The sequence below is a fragment of the Nostoc sp. genome (genome assembly GCF_036917615.1).
Classification (GTDB): domain Bacteria; phylum Cyanobacteriota; class Cyanobacteriia; order Cyanobacteriales; family Nostocaceae; genus Nostoc.
The window spans coordinates 25,337-43,228 of record NZ_JBALCZ010000043.1 but is presented as its reverse complement, the minus strand read 5'-3'; the positions used below and the strand labels follow the sequence as shown (position 1 = coordinate 43,228).

At 41.1% G+C, this 17,892-nt stretch carries 18 protein-coding genes, 1 tRNA gene and 2 pseudogenes; 12 read left to right on the top strand and 9 right to left on the bottom strand.

The window, feature by feature from the left end; genetic code table 11:
• From V7K85_RS14940 to V7K85_RS14910, 7 genes and pseudogenes are all read left to right on the top strand, one after another.
• A pseudogene (locus V7K85_RS14940) lies at positions 1 to 1,935 on the top strand (hypothetical protein); the annotation flags it as partial.
• Between the two features lie 205 nt (positions 1,936 to 2,140).
• Positions 2,141 to 2,857, top strand: coding sequence for a hypothetical protein (locus tag V7K85_RS14935; RefSeq protein WP_334814423.1), 717 nt, complete (start codon positions 2,141 to 2,143; stop codon positions 2,855 to 2,857).
• Positions 2,858 to 2,874: 17 nt separating this feature from the next.
• The gene (locus tag V7K85_RS14930) at positions 2,875 to 3,123 is read left to right on the top strand and encodes a hypothetical protein (protein ID WP_334814422.1); all 249 of its coding nucleotides are present in this window, start codon (positions 2,875 to 2,877) and stop codon (positions 3,121 to 3,123) included.
• Positions 3,124 to 3,125: 2 nt separating this feature from the next.
• Positions 3,126 to 3,275: a hypothetical protein gene (locus tag V7K85_RS14925; protein WP_334814421.1), complete on the top strand. Its 150-nt coding sequence runs from the start codon at positions 3,126 to 3,128 to the stop codon at positions 3,273 to 3,275.
• 2 nt (positions 3,276 to 3,277) lie between these two features.
• The gene (locus tag V7K85_RS14920) at positions 3,278 to 3,616 is read left to right on the top strand and encodes a hypothetical protein (RefSeq protein WP_334814420.1); all 339 of its coding nucleotides are present in this window, start codon (positions 3,278 to 3,280) and stop codon (positions 3,614 to 3,616) included.
• Positions 3,617 to 3,618: 2 nt separating this feature from the next.
• Positions 3,619 to 3,951, top strand: a complete 333-nt coding sequence (locus V7K85_RS14915) for a hypothetical protein (RefSeq protein WP_334814419.1) — start codon at positions 3,619 to 3,621, stop codon at positions 3,949 to 3,951.
• A gap of 210 nt (positions 3,952 to 4,161) precedes the next feature.
• Positions 4,162 to 4,410 (top strand): hypothetical protein, encoded by a 249-nt coding sequence (locus V7K85_RS14910; protein WP_334814418.1) that lies wholly within the window; start codon positions 4,162 to 4,164, stop codon positions 4,408 to 4,410.
• A gap of 3 nt (positions 4,411 to 4,413) precedes the next feature.
• On the opposite strand, the gene V7K85_RS14905 is transcribed toward V7K85_RS14910, so the two are convergent.
• Positions 4,414 to 4,737 carry a hypothetical protein gene (locus V7K85_RS14905; RefSeq protein ID WP_334814417.1) on the bottom strand — a complete coding sequence of 108 codons (324 nt, stop codon included), beginning with the start codon at positions 4,735 to 4,737 and terminating at the stop codon, positions 4,414 to 4,416.
• Between the two features lie 5 nt (positions 4,738 to 4,742).
• Here V7K85_RS14905 and V7K85_RS14900 point away from each other — a divergent pair, with 5 nt between their 5' ends.
• Positions 4,743 to 4,943, top strand: coding sequence for a hypothetical protein (locus tag V7K85_RS14900; protein WP_334814416.1), 201 nt, complete (start codon positions 4,743 to 4,745; stop codon positions 4,941 to 4,943).
• Positions 4,944 to 4,972: 29 nt separating this feature from the next.
• On the opposite strand, the gene V7K85_RS14895 is transcribed toward V7K85_RS14900, so the two are convergent.
• The 6 genes from V7K85_RS14895 to glcD all read right to left on the bottom strand — a co-directional run bounded on the left by V7K85_RS14895 (position 4,973) and on the right by glcD (position 11,711).
• Positions 4,973 to 5,221 (bottom strand): hypothetical protein, encoded by a 249-nt coding sequence (locus tag V7K85_RS14895; protein ID WP_334814415.1) that lies wholly within the window; start codon positions 5,219 to 5,221, stop codon positions 4,973 to 4,975.
• Between the two features lie 203 nt (positions 5,222 to 5,424).
• Positions 5,425 to 5,496: transfer RNA gene (locus V7K85_RS14890), tRNA-Lys, on the bottom strand.
• Between the two features lie 62 nt (positions 5,497 to 5,558).
• Positions 5,559 to 7,808: a sensor histidine kinase gene (locus V7K85_RS14885; protein WP_334814414.1), complete on the bottom strand. Its 2,250-nt coding sequence runs from the start codon at positions 7,806 to 7,808 to the stop codon at positions 5,559 to 5,561.
• 363 nt (positions 7,809 to 8,171) lie between these two features.
• Positions 8,172 to 8,735, bottom strand: a complete 564-nt coding sequence (locus V7K85_RS14880; RefSeq protein WP_334814413.1) for a hypothetical protein — start codon at positions 8,733 to 8,735, stop codon at positions 8,172 to 8,174.
• On the bottom strand, positions 8,735 to 9,973 hold the full coding sequence (locus tag V7K85_RS14875) for a glycoside hydrolase family 10 protein (protein ID WP_334814412.1): 1,239 nt from the start codon (positions 9,971 to 9,973) through the stop codon (positions 8,735 to 8,737). The genes V7K85_RS14880 and V7K85_RS14875 overlap by 1 nt, the downstream gene beginning before the upstream one ends.
• Before the next feature lie 265 nt (positions 9,974 to 10,238).
• On the bottom strand, positions 10,239 to 11,711 hold the full coding sequence (gene glcD, locus V7K85_RS14870; RefSeq protein ID WP_334814411.1) for a glycolate oxidase subunit GlcD: 1,473 nt from the start codon (positions 11,709 to 11,711) through the stop codon (positions 10,239 to 10,241).
• Between the two features lie 307 nt (positions 11,712 to 12,018).
• On the opposite strand from glcD, the gene vapB reads away from it, so the two are divergent.
• A complete protein-coding gene (vapB, locus tag V7K85_RS14865; protein WP_334814410.1) occupies positions 12,019 to 12,255 on the top strand; it encodes a type II toxin-antitoxin system VapB family antitoxin in 237 nt (78 codons plus the stop codon).
• Positions 12,256 to 12,335: 80 nt separating this feature from the next.
• Positions 12,336 to 12,641: a type II toxin-antitoxin system VapC family toxin gene (locus tag V7K85_RS14860; RefSeq protein ID WP_334814426.1), complete on the top strand. Its 306-nt coding sequence runs from the start codon at positions 12,336 to 12,338 to the stop codon at positions 12,639 to 12,641.
• A gap of 177 nt (positions 12,642 to 12,818) precedes the next feature.
• On the opposite strand, the gene V7K85_RS14855 is transcribed toward V7K85_RS14860, so the two are convergent.
• Positions 12,819 to 14,009, bottom strand: a complete 1,191-nt coding sequence (locus tag V7K85_RS14855; RefSeq protein ID WP_334814409.1) for a protein kinase domain-containing protein — start codon at positions 14,007 to 14,009, stop codon at positions 12,819 to 12,821.
• 149 nt (positions 14,010 to 14,158) lie between these two features.
• Here V7K85_RS14855 and V7K85_RS14850 point away from each other — a divergent pair.
• Positions 14,159 to 14,236: pseudogene (locus V7K85_RS14850) on the top strand (Uma2 family endonuclease); the annotation flags it as partial.
• A gap of 133 nt (positions 14,237 to 14,369) precedes the next feature.
• Here the strand turns inward: V7K85_RS14850 and miaA are convergent.
• Complete coding sequence (miaA, locus tag V7K85_RS14845) at positions 14,370 to 15,275, bottom strand: tRNA (adenosine(37)-N6)-dimethylallyltransferase MiaA (RefSeq protein WP_334814408.1); 906 nt, start codon at positions 15,273 to 15,275, stop codon at positions 14,370 to 14,372.
• Positions 15,276 to 15,485: 210 nt separating this feature from the next.
• On the opposite strand from miaA, the gene gyrB reads away from it, so the two are divergent.
• The gene (gene gyrB / locus V7K85_RS14840) at positions 15,486 to 17,885 is read left to right on the top strand and encodes a DNA topoisomerase (ATP-hydrolyzing) subunit B (protein ID WP_334814407.1); all 2,400 of its coding nucleotides are present in this window, start codon (positions 15,486 to 15,488) and stop codon (positions 17,883 to 17,885) included.
• The last annotated feature ends 7 nt before the right edge of the window (positions 17,886 to 17,892 follow it).

Genomic DNA, 17,892 nt, shown 5'->3' with positions numbered 1-17,892 from the left:
CAATCTCAGGTTGCCTCCGAGGAAGCACAAGTCGCTCAATTAGAAAGCTCAGTGGGAGGGCTTCAAGGCGAGGTGGTCGAGTTGCAATCTCAAATTGCATCTGAGGAAGCACAGGTCGCTCAATTAGAAAGCTCAGTGGGAGGGCTTCAAGGTGAAGTAGTCGAGTTGCAATCTCAGGTTGCCTCCGAGGAAGCACAAGTCGCTCAATTAGAAAGCTCAGTGGGAGGGCTTCAAGGCGAGGTGGTCGAGTTGCAATCTCAAATGGGAGTTTTAGAAGCTGAATACACTGAATTACAACCTCAAGTGATAGAGGCAGAGAGAACGGCTTTCCAAGCGCTAAATATTTCCCAAGAAGCTAGAGGAGAATTAGCAACTGTTGAAGCTCAAATCCCACCTTTGGAAGCGGAAATCGCCGCGGCCCAAGCAGAGATCCAAAGCTTTAATGCTGAACTAGAAGCCCAAATTAATGCTGTAGAAGCTCAAGTTGGGCAAGTTGAGGCAACCGAAGCTGAAATCAATGCTCGTCTTACAGAAATTGAAGCTGAGATGGCAGCAAAAGTCGCCGCAGAGGATGCCAAAATAGCAGAGGAGGAAGCTCAAATTGAAGCTCAAATGGCACAATTAGCAGAGCTTGGTAATCGGCTTACCAACTTTGCTGGGCAAATGGCAGAAATTTTAGTTAAGTTTCCCCTAATTGCTGCTACTGTTGCCTTTCTAGAAATTCAAATTGCTGGATTGCAAGCTGAGATTGCAGCTATCGCATTGCGACCTGGTGTTCAAGGACAACCAGGGCCACAAGGAATCCCAGGTCCGCAGGGAAATCCAGGCCCGCAGGGAACCCCAGGAGTGCAAGGAAATCCAGGAACACAGGGAATTCCAGGAACTCAAGGAACCCAAGGAATCCCAGGAGAACCGGGACAACCAGGACAACCAGGACAGCAAGGAATCCCAGGAGAACCGGGACAACCAGGACAGCAAGGAATTCCAGGACAACCGGGAACAAACGGAAGTAATGGCATTAATGGAGTTGATGGTCAACCCGGAACTAATGGCATTAATGGCATCAATGGCATTAATGGAGTTGATGGTCAACCCGGAACCAATGGCATTAATGGCATTAATGGTACTAATGGAGTTGATGGTCAACCCGGAACTAATGGGAAAGATGGCATTGATGGCAGAAACGGTATTGATGGCAAAAATGGTATTGATGGCAAAGATGGAGTTGACGGTAAAAACGGTACTGATGGTAAAAATGGAGTTGATGGTCAACCTGGAATTAATGGCATTAATGGAGTTGACGGTCAAGACGGAAAAGAAGAAAAAGTGAATTACACAGATATTATAGTTGAGGTATTTGATGGTTGCGATCCAACAACTAAGCAACCAAAATTTACTTATCAAACAATAAAAGTTATTGAAAACACTGAAGACCAAGAGCAACTTAATTTTCATCGAATTGCCCAACTTGAAGCACAACAATGTACTAAAGAATATTACACAGCAGTACCGGAGTGGTGGCAGATTCGTATCGAAGCGGGTAGACCGCAAATGGTATTTATGTTTGCAGAAAAGTTAGGAGAAAATAATTATGACACACCTAGATACCCTATAACAATTCCTCATCCAATTGTGCAACATTATACTAGTTCTCCTTTACCTAATTACAAAAAAGGACAGTACGAAGTGTTGTTAACTCTTAAAGATAATTCAAAATTGATTATCAATGCTTTCTCAGTTGAAGAAGCTGAAAAGATGCTCGAAGCTTGCAAAGCAATTATTGATCCAGATTATTTAGATGGTGCAATTTTACGCCCAATTGCACCTCGTAAAGGGCCACAACTATTAGAAATAGAAGTTGGCGCTAAACGCTCTGAGTATTTTTCCACAGGATTACAAAATACAAAACCTGACTGGGTAGATACTTTTACTTAGGTTTATTGTGAATTTAATTCTCTTTGAAAAGACTGTACGGATTTTTTCAGACCCTTATAGACATTTATAGCGTTCCGAGAGACTTAAGGTCTCGGATAGCGCCTTTCACATTTAAGTAGGTCGTGAAGCCTTATGTAGCAACAATTTTCAGCTTTTTCTGTGGCAGCATGAAGTTAGCGATTTTATTTGAGTAGATAAAAAAAACATGCCACGTAAAAAGCAACGTTTTGGAAAATTACACCAAACTCTAAAAGAGACTAACTATTCGGCAACAAGTGGAGCTGCTGGGGAATATTTAAATTACCTCAAGGGAACCAATAAACTTACAGTAGATCGGAAGCCAGACGCCAAATTTTTGAAGATTTTCAACGTTGGGGTTACACCTTTTGGGGAAGAACCAAATACGGGTTCAGGTGCAATTACAGCGATGCAGGCAAGCATTACTGTACAGGGTGACAATATTAAAAGCTTATTTTCGGCAGCAACTGATGCTGCATTTGGGATTGAGCGTGATTTCACAAAAATGCTCATTGAACCGGCATTTTATGCAGCTGAATGCATAATTACTGTTGTTCCTACCGCTAGTCTTGCTCAAGCGAAAACACAAAAAGCATCAAAAATCACCAAACGAAATTATAAAACTTATGCGGGTGTGCGTAGTGGTTCGGTTCCTTATGGGCGAACTACGACTGTACCGGATGCTCATACTGAAGGGGGCACACCTACCACTCCTACGCTGGCAACTGTAACTGAAGAAGATGTAAGAAAATCTTTGATGGATAGCCTCAAAAAAGGAACAGTTGGAGGTCAGTTTACTATTTTAGGTTTACATTTTATTCCTGAAGAATTTGTTGAAATTCGTAGTTTTGACCGTGCTAAACCAACTGGTACTAATTTAGCCACTGGACTTCCTTCTGGCTAATTCTAAATAAATCATCAATGAATATAGTAGTTAATCGACAAATTAGACAATCTTTCTCTGTGATTATTATCCCACGTGATCCAAAGCAAGAAGCGCAATTAGCAATCGAAGCATCAATAATTGTTGATCAGGCTACTAAAGCAATGATTCAGGGGAAAATTTCCCCTGATGATTTACTAGAAATGGTTGAGCCATATCTTGATGATATTGATGAATACATCAAAGAGGTAGAAGAGAATTTGAATGAAATTGATTTAGGAGATTAATTATGGCAGAAGATAATCAAAAAAATCAACAGACTGAAGCGCCTAAAGTAATCAGTGATGAAACCTCTCAATTAGTAGAATCAATTGAGCCACCAGTACAACGTAGTCAACGCCGTCGGAGACAAGGCGGACAAAATATTAAGGAAGCTTAAACATGAACTGGGTAAAAGTTGACAATATTGTTTTGACTGAAAATTGGCAACTTTTAACCTCTTTACCTGTTGATGGGAGTTTGTTTCGCATTACTCAAGATTGGGATATATATCCACAAGGTGCAAAAGCATTAATTTCTCAATCATTAGCCGAAACCCAATTTGAGTTTTATGGGACTCAAAGTTTTTACCCTTCGGATAATATCAAAATCTTAAATATGAAAATTCCCTCTGAGTTTGTCAATGCGGGAATTACTACTAGACACTTGGTTCTCAAATTCCATAGTCAAAGAAAATTTACTTTTAATTGGAATATTACAATCGAAAAATTTGTTGCTTAAATATGAACTTTGATCCCAAGCTCGGTAGTTTTATATTGTCGTTTGTTTGTGCTGTATCAGGTTGGGTTGTTTGGTGGTTGAATAAAATTAAATTTGAGAAACAACAAGTTGATCTTAAAAATCAGCAGGCTATTCAAAAAGCAGAAGCTGCTGCTGAAAAAGCGGTCAACGAGAGGCGTGATTTTAACCATTTAGTTAACAATCAAAGGGAAATATCTAAAAATATAGCTTATGGCTTTAAAGATATCGAAACCCAAATTAAAGACATAAATGAGAAGTTGCTAAGAATTGAAGCTTACGTGATTCGTAATGAACGTACTAATCATGACAAATAGCTCTGGATTTACTATAAATAGACTATTTACATCACCCGAACGAGTCGCTAAAGCTTCCAGAAAAGCAGAGCTTGATCGGCGACGGCGGGAGTTTCGCGAAACATTGGAAAGAGTTAAGAGACTTTGGGGTAGATAATCGCCAGGGAATTTAGGGTAATTGAAACTTTTTGCAGCAGGCTATAAAAGTGGTTGAACCTTTGGAGATTCATTATGTCAGTAAGAGCTAAATTTTTGGTAGAAAGCGTAACCAATCATGCTGGTGGTGGCAATACTGTTAAGCTGCGTCCCGTCCACACAGGCAGCGAAGAAAATAAATCATTTTGGCAAGCGACCCCAAGTGGAAATCTTGAGATGTATATCAACAACCCTAATGCCGCGACATTCTTTGCGCCAGGAGCAGAATACTACATCGACTTTACGCAGGTAGTCTCTCAGGTAACTTCTGGCGATTCACTCTAACAATCAGGGGGAAAGCTTAAAAACTTGAGTGCATATTTTTAGATGCCCTTGTATTGCCTCTTCCCAGGTGGGGTAAAAGTTTCTTTTCCCGTCAAGTGCCCCACCCATGACCAAAGTTTCAAACACCATCGGCTTAGACAAGCAGTTGCAGCTACCAGGGTTTAAGTCTATGCCAACAAACTTAGTTGAAATCAAGCAGTCATTAAATTCGTTGTACATAACTGTAGTCTCAGCAAAGGTAGCTCTTGCCATCCATAAATTCCAATCTATAAAGGACTCAATGGCAACGGGTGTTTTCCCCTCTAGTTTGTAATATCGGATAGGCATAATTGATGAATGATCCTGTAATTTGCCCTTTAATCAATTATCTTAAAACTCAAATACCAGAAATCATCTCAGACCAGCACGCTGAAAGATTAGCTGAAATGATAATTATTGCCCTACCTGAATTATTTACCGAAAAACCAAAGATTTTTAGTAGAGCATTAGTGATAGCTGGAAGTTTAAACCCAAATAATACTATTAAATTTTAATTTTCTTCATAATTCCCTTTTCGTCACTTCTAGCAGTCTAAAGTTGATAAATCAACATTAGGGTAAGCGGGATGCTTCATTAATTCATCTCGATACGGGCAATCGAAATCACAATCCTCTGTTCCGATCATCGAGCATCCCTCACCAGGGATAAAGCCACAATCAAATTCAGAATCGAATTCCTGATCATCTTCTTCATAGAAATAGTCTCCTCCTAGCTGAAGGAGTTTTTCTAAGGAAAGTTGTGCGTAAACTGGATATTCATCCTCGGTAGGCATGATTCCCTTTTTCATCACATTTTAGCCGTCCAGTGGACAAGCTAGACATTCCACTGGACTGCTAAAAAACAAGAGGCGTTTTTGGTTAAATTAGTCAAAACTTTCTTGCTGTTTATCCTTGAGCGATGCGGCTTTGAGAGGTTGCCGCTTTCCTCAATTTAGGCAAGATTTAGTCAAAGATAAATTTAGAGGGCTGGAAAGAGTGGGTGACGAGGGATTTGAACCCGCAACCAATAGATTAAGAGTCTACTGCTCTACCGTTGAGCTAGTCACCCGCACGAATAACCATCATAGCAGACTTCTGACAGATTTGCCAGTACCACGCCTAAAAAACGAATTAAAAGGGGAATTTGACGGTGAAGGTGGTTTTACCTGTTGCACTCTTTACATAAATTGAGCCGCCTAAATGTCTGACCAGTTTCTGCACTAATGCCAATTCCAGTCCAGTGCCGCTATGTTTCCACGGATCATGTTTGGAAAGGTGATAGAAAGGCTCAAATATCCGTGACAGTTCATTGCTGGTAAGCTCTATTCCAGAATTGGTAATATTAAGCTCTACTGCATCCGCTATCAGCTCAGCAGAGACTGTGATCGATTCGCCAGCTGGGGTATATTTGCAGGCATGGTTGAGCAATTCGGTGACAATCCGCTCCAGATCGGTGATATCTGTCTCTAAAGATGGCAGCGCATGATTAACAGTCAGCTTTAACCGTTGCCGCTGGCAGTTGGTGAGGTCTCGAAAAGACTCAACAATGGGGTGAAGCCAGCTTTGTAAGTCAATGGCAATCAAAGTTGGGGGATCGGGTTCGGCTTCGAGATATGTAAGCGTGAGTAGGTCGTTAATTAATTTGTTTTCTCGCCCACACTCGTTATGCAGAATCTGCAACAGTTGCGGAACTATTTCTATCTCTGATATTTCTGCTGGTGTGAGGACACTTTCGAGAGTTTGGGCTGCGAGGCTAATGCTAGTTATTGGTGTCCGCAGTTCTTGAGACAGAGTTCTGAGAAATTGGTTTTTGAGCCGATCGCGTTTTTCTAATTCTTTTACCTGTGCCTGGGTTTGTTTGTAAAGCTGGGCTTGACGAATGGCGATCGCACATTCATTTGCGATCTGCTGCACTAACTCGATTTCAAATTCATCAAATGCCTCTTGTGTCGGTCTTGTCAACCAAATGTTTCCCAAAATCCCTTGAGTATCGAAAATTGGACAAGCCATCTGAGACATAACCAATAACTTTGGTTCCCATCCCGGCACAATTTCCAAAAATTGCAAAGGTTGTTTTTGCAACAGCGGCTGATAAACTTCAAGACGGTCTGCAATCTGTCTGGTCAATCCTTGACACGGGGGTAGGTTCGTGCTATACTCGTAGGTAATAGTAACCAGAGTTTGGCAGGTGCTGTAGAGTTCGATTTGGCAACGATCAAGGTTCAGTAACTCTGTTAATTCCTGGGTAACTGTCTGCAATACCTGAGTTTGATCCAGACTGTCACGGATTTGTTCTGTCATGCGTCGCACCAAGGCTTCAAAGTTTCGCACCTGCTGCAACTGATTTATCTGCTTCTGTTTTTGCGACTCCAACTTTGCTTCGAGATGCTTAATCTGCTGACGAAGTTCTGCCTGCCCAGCAGCAATGCCGATTTGAGTTGCCAACTGCTTGAGCAAGTCAGTTTCTGTTTGCTGCCATTGACGCGGTTGGTGGCAATGCTGGGCAATCAATAGCCCCCACATCTCTTGCTCTTTGAAAATCGGCACAACCAGATTGGCTCTCACCTGCAAAGATGTCAGGAAATCTATATAGCAAGAATGCAACCCGGCTGCATAAATATCTTCGACAAATTGAATGCAACCTCGTCCGTAGTGTTCTCGATGTTTGCCATTGAAGCAGGGATCGGTGATGTTTTTTCCCAACAATGGATCACTTGCAGCCACACTTGATTCAGCAATGAATACCCCACTGCTATCAAGCTCGAAGCGATAAATCAGGACGCGATCGCAATTCAAAAACTGCCGGAGTTCTTTTGTTATCTGATGCAGAATTGTCTCTAATTCTACAGATTGGTGAATTCGTCCGGCGATCGCTTCTAGCAGTTGCTCTCGTTCAACCTGGAGTCCGACTGCTTCTTGGGCTTGCTTAACAGGGGTGATATTGCTACTAGTACCAATCAGTCGATAAATCCGGGAGTTAGTATCCCTTAGTGGGGTGAGAGTCGTACTCCACCAAGTCGAAATTCCCTGGAATTGCAAACATTGTTCGTAAGAAATAGTTTTGCCGAATAGCACACATTCAGAGTAATGCTGACGTACCTTGGCAGCATCGATTGGGGAGAGAATATCCTCTGGTTTTTTGCCCCGGAGATCATCTGAGCGAATGCCTATCCACCGCTCATGAGTGGGATTAAGTGCCACATACCGAAAATCTCCATCCTCCAGAACATCAACTACAAATATTGATGCTTGCACAGAATCGTACATGCTCAGTAGAAACTGCTCGCTACTACTTTTATCATCTACTTCTGTACCGAAGAGAATCTGAGGAGGTGATAATTTTGTCAACTCTATAGTTGATTCTGCTGGATTTATCTTCATGCGAGAGTCCCTTTCTGGTATTACTGACTCTTGTAGGCGCTCTCTTGTCGTTACGCTTGTAGGAGATGCACTGTAGCGCCTATAGCAAAGTTTTGTCAGCCGTTGCTCATCGAAACTTGGATCTTTCTCTACTTCTGATCAGAAATCTAGGAAAGCTAATAGGAGTCAGCTTCACAAATCCTGCTTTTTGAAACCGAAAATACATTTGCAGGTTAGGGCAAACTTACTCAAATTGATTTTTAACAGTTTTTTAGGATTATTGCATATATCTCAGTGCAATTATCAGCATACATCAATTAAAGTTATAATTATTAATAAACTTTTGTTTAGTATATCTAAGGAAATAAGTAGAGGAGTGGTAACTTACAATCGCAATTTGTGAGCATTCATTCCTGTGAGGATACCAACCAACAGCCAAGTGATCGCTAATCCCATGACTTCGCCGAAGAATAACTGCGTTAGGCGGTGCAAGATCATCCCGACAGCAGAACCCACGGGGATAGCAACCGCCCAACTTACCGAAGAGACAAATATCCATCGCCACGCCATAGGCTGGGGAATTGCCAACCATTGTGCCAATCCAATCCCGAGTCCGCCAAGTGTACCATAAATCACCCCAGACAGGATTCTCAAAGGGAAAATCTGAGTGCTAGGTACAATCCAACCCACGGCACCAATACCGATCGCAGTGATGATACTCCAACCCAAAAGACTTGACAAAATCCACCTGATACAAAATATAGGTTTTTTGAGAAGACAACCTTGAGGAAGTGCGATCGCAAATCCGCCGATAGCCGCCTCTATTACTCCAATATCTGGCTTTTCACCGATTTCAATAAAGAGTAAACTCAATAAAAATCCGCTAAAAGTAGCTAAAGTCCACAGCAATGTAAAGCCAAATCTAGTATTTTTAGGCGCGAATGGCATCAAAGTTTCTTTGTTTGTAATAATTTGACAGTTCTGGCATTAAACATTTCAAAAAAACCTTTGCGTCGCTGTTGGGGTGATTCCGGTACGATGTAACCCCATAGACTCTCCCAGTAGAAAAAGGAGATCCCATCAAAATTGCGATCGCGCACTACCTGAACCTGTTCTCTAACTTGTGCCATTTTCACCGGATTTCTGAAGGTTCCTGTTGATATCCCAATACCTACAGGAATTATACTTTGAGCCAATTTTATAGATGGAAGTTCTAGTTGAGCGATAAAAGACTTTTTGTCATTTCGATATACCTGCAAAATTAACTCATTAACTAAACCTTTTTTTACCCAATTTTCCCAATCTTGCAAATAGTATTTATAAGCAAAAGCTTGATAGTTAGGAGATAGAGATATTTTGAGTTTGGGCTTAACTGCCTTGACAGCTTGGTAGATTTCTGCCATAAAATCAGTAATTTTGTCTGCCCGCCACCGCATCCATTCTGAGTTAAAAGGGTCAGTTGGGGGACTTTTACCTTGATGCTCTTGTTGATAGAGTTTTATAGTGAAGCGATCGTACCCGAACTGTACAGGCATTCCAAAATGGTCATCAAGCTGAATACCATCTACATCGTAATTCCTGACTACTTCCAAAATTAGCTCTTGAATAAACTCTTGGACTTGCGGATGTAAAGGATTCAACCAGGCCAGCTTAGTTACTAAAATATTGTCGATTTCTTCTGGGGGGGCATCTTGAGTAGACTTTATACCTTTTTGCCCAATTGTCAACCAGTCGGGATAACGCCTTGCTAATTGTGAATAATGCGGTGTCATGAATCCGTATTCAAACCAGGGAATGACTCTCAAATCTTTACTTTTACCAAGTGTTACTATCTTTGTTAAAACATCTTGTCCACCATGCATGAAGTTAAGCAAAGGTTGAGTTTCTGAGCCTGTAGTTATTTTGGCTACTGCACTTTTATAAAAAGTATGTCCTTGGTTCCAAACTACAGGATAAATTGTATTAAAGTTGAGAGCCGATAATTGATTTATAGCACGGTTAATACCCCAAGGGAGAAATAGTACACTACTACCAACATTAGTTAGCCAAACGCCGCGAATTTCTGTAGTTAAAAGACTTTTCTTTTGGGAATAAACTGGCAGTGAAGAGGGTAAAAAAACTGTTAAAGCGATTACTAATCCCAAACACAGCAAGCAAGAAACACAATGGCGAACAACCCGATTCATTTGTAAGCGCGACCTAGTGCGATCGGAATATATATAACTACAAAATAAAGTTGTAATCCCCCGGATGATGTAAAGAAATGATGATTCAGAATTCAGAATTCATAAGTTAGGAGTCAGAATAGTTGAAATAATACGGAGCAAGTTCTGGTGATGAATATACTTAACGATACCAAAACCTAATAAATTATAACTCGAAACTTCTAACTCCTAACTCCTAATTATTAATTTCTGACTCCTGAATTTTAACTCCTGACTTCGTTTCTTCTTAAAATCTTTCTACACCTTCAAATTGCTTGATAGCTGATGCATTTGCTGCTTCACCACAAGTGCGTGGTGTGGGAAATATCTTTTCAGGATTGGCTAATCCTTTAGGATTAAAAACTTGCCGTACCCATTGCATAGTTTCTAAATCAACTTGGCTAAACATCTGTGGCATATAGCACTTTTTCTCTGCACCAATACCATGTTCGCCAGAAATACTGCCACCCACTTGGACACAAAGTTTGAGAATTTTTCCACCCATTTCTTCTACTTGCTCTAATGCTCCAGGCACAGAATTATCATAAAGAATGAGCGGATGAAGATTGCCATCGCCAGCATGAAATACATTAGCAACACTATAACCATATTGTTCACTTAATGCCTTAATTTCATGCAGAACATAAGGCAACTGAGTCCGGGGAATTACACCATCTTGCACATAATAATCTGGACTTAAATGTCCAGCCGCCGCAAAAGCAGCTTTGCGTCCTTTCCATAATTTCAATCGGGTTTCTGGGTCAGTAGCAGAAGTTACATTACGCGCACCGTTCTTTTTACAAATTTCGGTAACTCGCTGCTTATTTCCGGCAACTTCCACTTCTAAACCATCTATTTCTATGAGTAAAATAGCAGTTGCATCGCGGGGATAACAATTAGTTGCTACAACATCTTCAACTGCATTGATGCTGAAGTTATCCATCATTTCCATACCACCAGGAATAATTCCGGCGCTGATGATGTCAGAAACAGTTGCTCCCGCAGCTTCAATACTAGTGAAATCTGCCAATAGCACACAAATTGATTCTGGACTTTTGAGAATTCGCAAAGTAATTTCTGTGGCAATTCCTAAAGTGCCTTCAGAACCAACAAAAACACCTGTTAAATCATAACCAGGCATTTCTGGAATTTGTCCGCCTAAATCTATAATTTCCCCTGACGGCGTGACAATTTTTAATCCTAAAACGTGGTTAGTGGTGACGCCATATTTGAGGCAATGCACCCCACCAGAATTTTCGGCAATGTTGCCCCCAATAGAGCAGATAATTTGACTAGAGGGGTCAGGAGCATAGTAAAAACCAGCACCACTGACGGCTTGTGTTACCCAACTATTAATCACCCCTGGTTGCACAATTGCCCGTTGATTTTCCAAATCAATGCTGAGGATTTGCCGCATTAACGAGGTTACAATTAAAACAGAATCTTCCAAAGGCAAAGCACCGCCAGATAGACCAGTGCCAGAACCGCGTGCTATGAAGGGTATAGAATATTGATTGCATATCTTCACCACTTGAGCAACTTGTTCTGTAGTTCTGGGTAACACTACCATAGCCGGACGTTGGCGATAGCCAGTTAAACCATCACATTCATAGGTAATGAGTTCTTCGCGGCGTTGGACAACACCATTTTTGCCAAGAATAGCCTCGAATGCTTTGATAATGGGTTTCCAGTTGAGTTGTTTTTTATCTTGGATAAGCATAGTTTTTTAAAGTTCAGGGTAGATGTATTGCGTATTGCAGGCTTTTTTGGAAAGCTTTAATTACTATTGTTGCAAGAATAGCAGTCAAAGGTGAGTAAAAAGCGGTGTCTGACGACAAGCCGCTTCTCTACGAGACGCTCCGCGAATGTGTCTACGCATTTGATGTAAAGTAAGTGCGATCGCATGATTTAAGTACCGAAGGTGGGATATCTGTTAACAAGTGCGTTGAATGATGGTAAAATCCAATATTATGTTAACTTTGGGGTCAAAGTAACATGGAGTTAGACATTCAACAAAAGAGGGTGAAATGACTTCCCAAATTTTAGATTCCACCTCAAAATTAATTGCCAAGCTGCAAACCCTAGCACCCGAACAGCAACAACAGGTGCTAGATTTTGTGGAATTTCTAGCACAAAAATATGCTCAACCCCAACAACCACCGCAGAAACGGGTACTAGGTTTAAACCAAGATAAGATTTGGATAAGTGATGATTTTAATGACCCTTTACCTGATGAATTTTGGTTAGGTGAAAGTCAGGGATGAAATTGTTATTAGATACTCACGTAATTATTTGGTCAGCAGGAAACCCAGAAAAACTATCCTAGAGAGTTAGAAATTTATTAATTGATACTAACAACTTTTGGATAGTTAGCATGGCTAGTGTTTGGGAATTACAAATAAAATCTCAGCTTGGTAAGCTAAATTTAAGCTCGTCGCTTCCTAATTTCATTGAAACTCAACAGCGAGTAAATAATCTACAACTATTACCCATTGAATTGACTCATATCTATGCTTTAGAAGCTTTGCCAAGCAATCACCGCGACCCTTTTGACCGAATTTTAATCGCTCAGGCAATAGTTGAAAAGATGCCTTTGTTAAGTATAGATGTTGTCTTTGATGCATATCCAGTTCAAAGGATGTGGGAGTAAAAATACATATTCGATAGGCTGAGATGGCGATCACTCGCACGCATCTTCAGCAATAATTTGGATGGGTGGATGGAGAGGCATCATATATACAAGTGGGATTTAGTTTATTTAAGTTACGGACTAAGGCGAGGTGAGGGAACAGTACCAGTATTTAAGCAGGGTTTATAATGCAACTAACTAAAGAATAGATTCCCCTCTATCATTGATATAATACTCCCGCCCATCAACTTCGACCCTTGCAACACCATTATAAAAATTGCCAGCTTCATCAAACTTTGGCACGATAGCCCATTCTCCTCTTTTGTTGATATAACCCCACTTACCACCGATAACGCCAAAAAACAAACTTACTCGACCACCAACATTAACTGCTGCTAATCCGTGAAAAAAGTCACAAGCCATATCAAAAGAGGGTGGGATAATAAACGTTTCCCGATGGTTAATATAACCATACTTATCGCCAATCAAGGTTGGCTTGAGTAATGATAAATCTGATTGAGCTATTTGCTTGGCTTGATTGGTTTGAGAGGCGGCATGTGATTGTAGATATAACTCAGCCAGGTTTATTGCTTGTAGTTTTTTTAAAGCTTGTAATGCCTCACTTGCATCTTTATAGCGTTCGGGGAAATTGTTTTTTAACATTGTTGTTAAAATATCAGCTAGCCTGTCACTTACTTGGGTCAGATGTCGCCAAATTACCTCACCACTATTGTCTTTTAAAAGTTGGTGCGGTGGTATTCCAGTCAAGAATTGAATTGCTGTCATCCCTACAGCATAAATGTCACTACTAAACATAGGTGTACCATTTATCTGCTCACTTGGCTTATAACCAGGAGTTCCAACATCAACACTACAAGGGGTTTGTCCTATAAAATTTATTTCTTTTACTAAACCAAAATCAATCAGTATTAACTTTCCATCCCGAAAGCGCCTCATGATATTGGCTGGCTTAATATCTCTGTGGATATGTCCATAATAGTGAACATATGCCAATACCTCAAGAATTTCTCGTAAGAACTTAATCACTTCAGTTTCACTCCATTGCTTGCCAAAAGTCATTTCCTGGCTTAAGTCATGCCCTTCAATCAATTCTTGAACAAGATATAATTCTTGATCTTCCTCAAAAAAGTTGAACAGCTTGGGAATTTGACTGTGGTTTTGACCCAATTTCAAAAGAGTTTCCCCTTCTTGAAGGAATCTTTCTATAATTCTTTGATTCATTACCTTGGGCTGTAGTCGTTTGACAACACATTGAAATTTATAAATGGCAGACATATTTAAATCTTCAGCCAGATAAATTTCTCCAAATCCCCCAGATCCTAATCGCTTAATAATTTTGTAACGATTTTGCAGTATTGGTTTAATCATTGTGGTGATGCTTCAAACTTAATTTTGTATATTTTGACACAACTACCTCAATAACACCAATTATGGATACACAGTATCAAGCTAGTTTAAACCTTTTCACTCCCAATCAACTAACCTATAAATAACACTCTTAAATACTGGATAAAGTCATGGTTCAGCAAGTTCTAATCAATGATGATGATTACTATGTGCCAGATGCTAACCAGTTAATCACTGAAAATGACACTTTTGAACAAGCAGAACAACGCACTCAATTACTAGCAGATAGGCTACGGGCTATGGGCGTTGATCCCGAAACTCTCTAGAACCTTCACGCAAAGACATAAAAATTTTTTACATCTTTGCGTGAGTCAGAAAATATCAAGTACTCGTGCAACTTATAAACTCATTTATCCGATACCAAACCTTCTCTAATAAATTAGGATCATCCGCATCAAACCATTCAATTTGGGAATATGCTCGAAACCAAGTACGTTGTCGCTTGGCAAATTGCCGCGTATGCAAAATTGTTAATTCTTTCGCTTCATCCAAGAAAATATTCCCAGCCAAATATTGCTTAATTTCTTGATAGCCCAAAGTATTCAACAAAGACAACTCAGCGCCATATTTTTGACAAAGATACTCCACCTCAGCGACTAACCCATCTGCTATCATTTCCTCAGTACGCTGTTGAATACGAGCGCCCAACTTGTCAGCATTGCAATCCAAACCAATTTGCAAAATCGGATAATTTGGTGGATTCTCCCCTTGTTGTTCCGAAATTGGATATCCAGTTACATAAAATACCTCTAATGCCCGTAAGGTACGCACTAAATCATTGCCATGAATCTTTTGTGCAGCAACTGGATCAACTTGTTGTAACATTGCGTATAGTTGTGGTTGACCGAGAGATTCAAGCTGCGATCGCAATTCTGTTTGCGGTGCGACTCGAGGAATTTTCATCCCTTGGACAATGGAACGGATGTATAAACCAGTGCCACCAACTAGCAACAGTGGCGTAACACTAACAGAAGCAATTAAAGCTTGTGTTTGTTCCTGGTAGTCTGCTACTGTCATTATGTCTGTTGGTTCGCAGATATCTATTAAATAGTGCGACACCAATTTTTGTTCAGCCACAGTTGCTTTTGCCGTCCCAATATCAAACTCACGGTAAACTTGACGAGAATCAGCACTGAGAATTACAGAACCCAACTGCATCGCCAAAGCCAAAGCCAAACCTGACTTACCTGTTGCCGTCGCCCCACAAATCACAATTAATTTAGTCATTAGTCATTAGTCATTAGTCATTAGTCATTAGTCATTAGTCATTAAACTATTCTCCCCTTGCCCCCTCTGACACGGGACTGCAACCCCTGTATAAACTTCTCTTGAAAATGCCCTACAGACGCCAGCAAGGGTTTTGTGTTACAATTTTGGAGTGTTTTTACTTTTGTTTGCCTTTCGGCGACTTAAACCCCACGCATCAGGAGAGTTTACATGACGAGCAGTTACAGTGCCGATCAGATTCAAGTTCTGGAAGGTCTGGAAGCCGTCCGCAAACGACCAGGAATGTACATCGGTACTACTGGACCGCGAGGACTCCACCATTTAGTTTACGAGGTGGTGGACAATTCAATTGATGAGGCTTTGGCGGGTTATTGCACTCATATAGAGGTGGATATCAACGCTGATGGTTCGGTGACTGTAACAGATGATGGTCGCGGTATTCCCATCGATACTCACTCGCGCACCGGGAAATCGGCTTTGGAAACCGTGATGACGGTATTGCACGCCGGTGGTAAGTTTGGCGGCGGTGGCTACAAAGTTTCTGGAGGATTGCACGGGGTTGGTATTTCTGTTGTTAATGCCCTGTCTGATATGGTGGAAGTTACAGTTTGGCGAGATAAAAAAGTTCATATTCAGCGTTATGAACGGGGTATCCCAGTTACTGAACTGCAAGTCAAGCCTTATAAAGAAGATAGATCCGGAACTTCTGTTACTTTTAAACCAGATACCCAAATATTCACTGTTAGCATTGAGTTTGATTACATCACTTTATCAGGTCGCTTACGGGAATTGGCGTATCTGAATGCTGGTGTCAAAATTACGTTTACTGACCACCGTCTGGAATTACTGAAAAGCGATACACCCAAGGTAGAATCCTACGATTACAAGGGTGGCATTAAAGAATATATCGCCTACATGAACCGTGAGAAGCAGCCCCTGCATGAAGAAATTATCTATGTGCAGGGGGAACGGAACAACGTACAAGTGGAAGTTTCCTTGCAGTGGTGTACTGATGCTTACACGGATAATGTGCTGGGTTTTGCCAACAATATTCGCACAGTAGATGGTGGTACGCACTTAGAAGGGTTGAAAGCGGTTCTGACTCGGACATTAAATACGATCGCCCGCAAGCGCAATAAAATTAAAGAGAATGAACCTAACCTCAGTGGTGAACACGTCCGCGAGGGTCTGACAGCCGTAATTTCCGTAAAAGTCCCCGATCCAGAATTTGAAGGACAAACCAAAACCAAACTTGGCAACACCGAAGTTCGGGGAATTGTCGATTCTTTGGTGGGAGAAGTCCTCACCGAATACCTAGAATTTCATCCGCCGATCGCAGACTCAATTTTAGATAAAGCTATCCAAGCTTTCAAAGCCGCAGAAGCAGCCCGTCACGCGCGGGAATTAGTTCGGCGCAAATCGGTGCTGGAATCTTCGCCATTACCTGGGAAATTGGCAGATTGTAGTTCTCGCGACCCCAGCGAATCAGAAATATTCATCGTGGAAGGCGACTCAGCCGGTGGATGTTTTCATGGTGATACACTTGTGACATTAGATGATCAGCGTAAGCTCAGTTTTAAAGAAATTGTCGCTGAACAAAAAGAAGGGAAAGAGCATTTTTGCCTAACTATTCGTAGTGACGGTACTCAAAGTGTAGAACGCATTATCAACCCCCGAATGACTAAAGCAAATGCTAAAGTCGTGAGGATAACATTTAATACTGGTAATAGCGTTATCTGTACTCCAGATCACCGTTTCTTGTTAAAAGATGGTACTTACAAGCCGGCTGAACAGTTAACCCGTTATGATCCGCTCTGGTGTCTCCCGCGTCTTGCTTCAGTAATTTCCGAAAATAGTGAGATTCCGGTTACTTCTACGCTTGAAGTTTCTTGCGTTCAATATCTAGAAGAACAGGTGGATGTTTATGACATTGAAGTTCCCGAAACTCATAACTTTTTATTAGCCTGTGGTGTGTTTGTCCATAACAGCGCCAAACAAGGACGCGATCGCCGCACTCAAGCGATCTTGCCTCTACGTGGTAAAATTCTCAACATTGAAAAAACCGACGACGCTAAAATCTATAAAAATAACGAAGTTCAATCGTTAATTACAGCACTCGGTTTAGGTGTTAAAGGTGATGAATTCGATTCTACCCAACTGCGGTATCACCGGATAGTCATCATGACGGACGCTGACGTAGATGGAGCGCATATTCGCACTTTGTTGTTAACATTCTTCTATCGATATCAACGATCGCTCATCGAACAAGGCTTTATTTTTATTGCTTGTCCCCCACTGTTTAAAGTAGAACGGGGACGTAATCATGAGTACTGCTATAGCGATCGCGAAAAAAATCAAGCAATCGCCAAATTTCCTGCTAACGCCAACTATACCATCCAACGCTTCAAAGGTTTGGGTGAAATGATGCCACAACAACTCTGGGACACCACAATGAACCCAGAAAGCCGTAAAATGAAGCAAGTCGAAATTGAGGATGCCGCCGAAGCCGATCGCATCTTCACAATTTTAATGGGCGATCGGGTCGCACCCAGACGAGAATTTATCGAAACCTATGGTTCTAAACTCAACTTCACCGATCTAGATATCTAATCTCAAT

Coding starts and splice junctions, on each gene's coding strand:
- V7K85_RS14935 (WP_334814423.1), top strand. CDS start 2,141: ATGCCACGTAAAAAGCAACGTTTTGGAAAATTACACCAAACTCTAAAA.
- V7K85_RS14930 (WP_334814422.1), top strand. CDS start 2,875: ATGAATATAGTAGTTAATCGACAAATTAGACAATCTTTCTCTGTGATT.
- V7K85_RS14925 (WP_334814421.1), top strand. CDS start 3,126: ATGGCAGAAGATAATCAAAAAAATCAACAGACTGAAGCGCCTAAAGTA.
- V7K85_RS14920 (WP_334814420.1), top strand. CDS start 3,278: ATGAACTGGGTAAAAGTTGACAATATTGTTTTGACTGAAAATTGGCAA.
- V7K85_RS14915 (WP_334814419.1), top strand. CDS start 3,619: ATGAACTTTGATCCCAAGCTCGGTAGTTTTATATTGTCGTTTGTTTGT.
- V7K85_RS14910 (WP_334814418.1), top strand. CDS start 4,162: ATGTCAGTAAGAGCTAAATTTTTGGTAGAAAGCGTAACCAATCATGCT.
- V7K85_RS14905 (WP_334814417.1), bottom strand. CDS start 4,737: ATGCCTATCCGATATTACAAACTAGAGGGGAAAACACCCGTTGCCATT.
- V7K85_RS14900 (WP_334814416.1), top strand. CDS start 4,743: ATGAATGATCCTGTAATTTGCCCTTTAATCAATTATCTTAAAACTCAA.
- V7K85_RS14895 (WP_334814415.1), bottom strand. CDS start 5,221: ATGCCTACCGAGGATGAATATCCAGTTTACGCACAACTTTCCTTAGAA.
- V7K85_RS14885 (WP_334814414.1), bottom strand. CDS start 7,808: ATGAAGATAAATCCAGCAGAATCAACTATAGAGTTGACAAAATTATCA.
- V7K85_RS14880 (WP_334814413.1), bottom strand. CDS start 8,735: ATGCCATTCGCGCCTAAAAATACTAGATTTGGCTTTACATTGCTGTGG.
- V7K85_RS14875 (WP_334814412.1), bottom strand. CDS start 9,973: ATGAATCGGGTTGTTCGCCATTGTGTTTCTTGCTTGCTGTGTTTGGGA.
- glcD (WP_334814411.1), bottom strand. CDS start 11,711: ATGCTTATCCAAGATAAAAAACAACTCAACTGGAAACCCATTATCAAA.
- vapB (WP_334814410.1), top strand. CDS start 12,019: ATGACTTCCCAAATTTTAGATTCCACCTCAAAATTAATTGCCAAGCTG.
- V7K85_RS14855 (WP_334814409.1), bottom strand. CDS start 14,009: ATGATTAAACCAATACTGCAAAATCGTTACAAAATTATTAAGCGATTA.
- miaA (WP_334814408.1), bottom strand. CDS start 15,275: ATGACTAAATTAATTGTGATTTGTGGGGCGACGGCAACAGGTAAGTCA.
- gyrB (WP_334814407.1), top strand. CDS start 15,486: ATGACGAGCAGTTACAGTGCCGATCAGATTCAAGTTCTGGAAGGTCTG.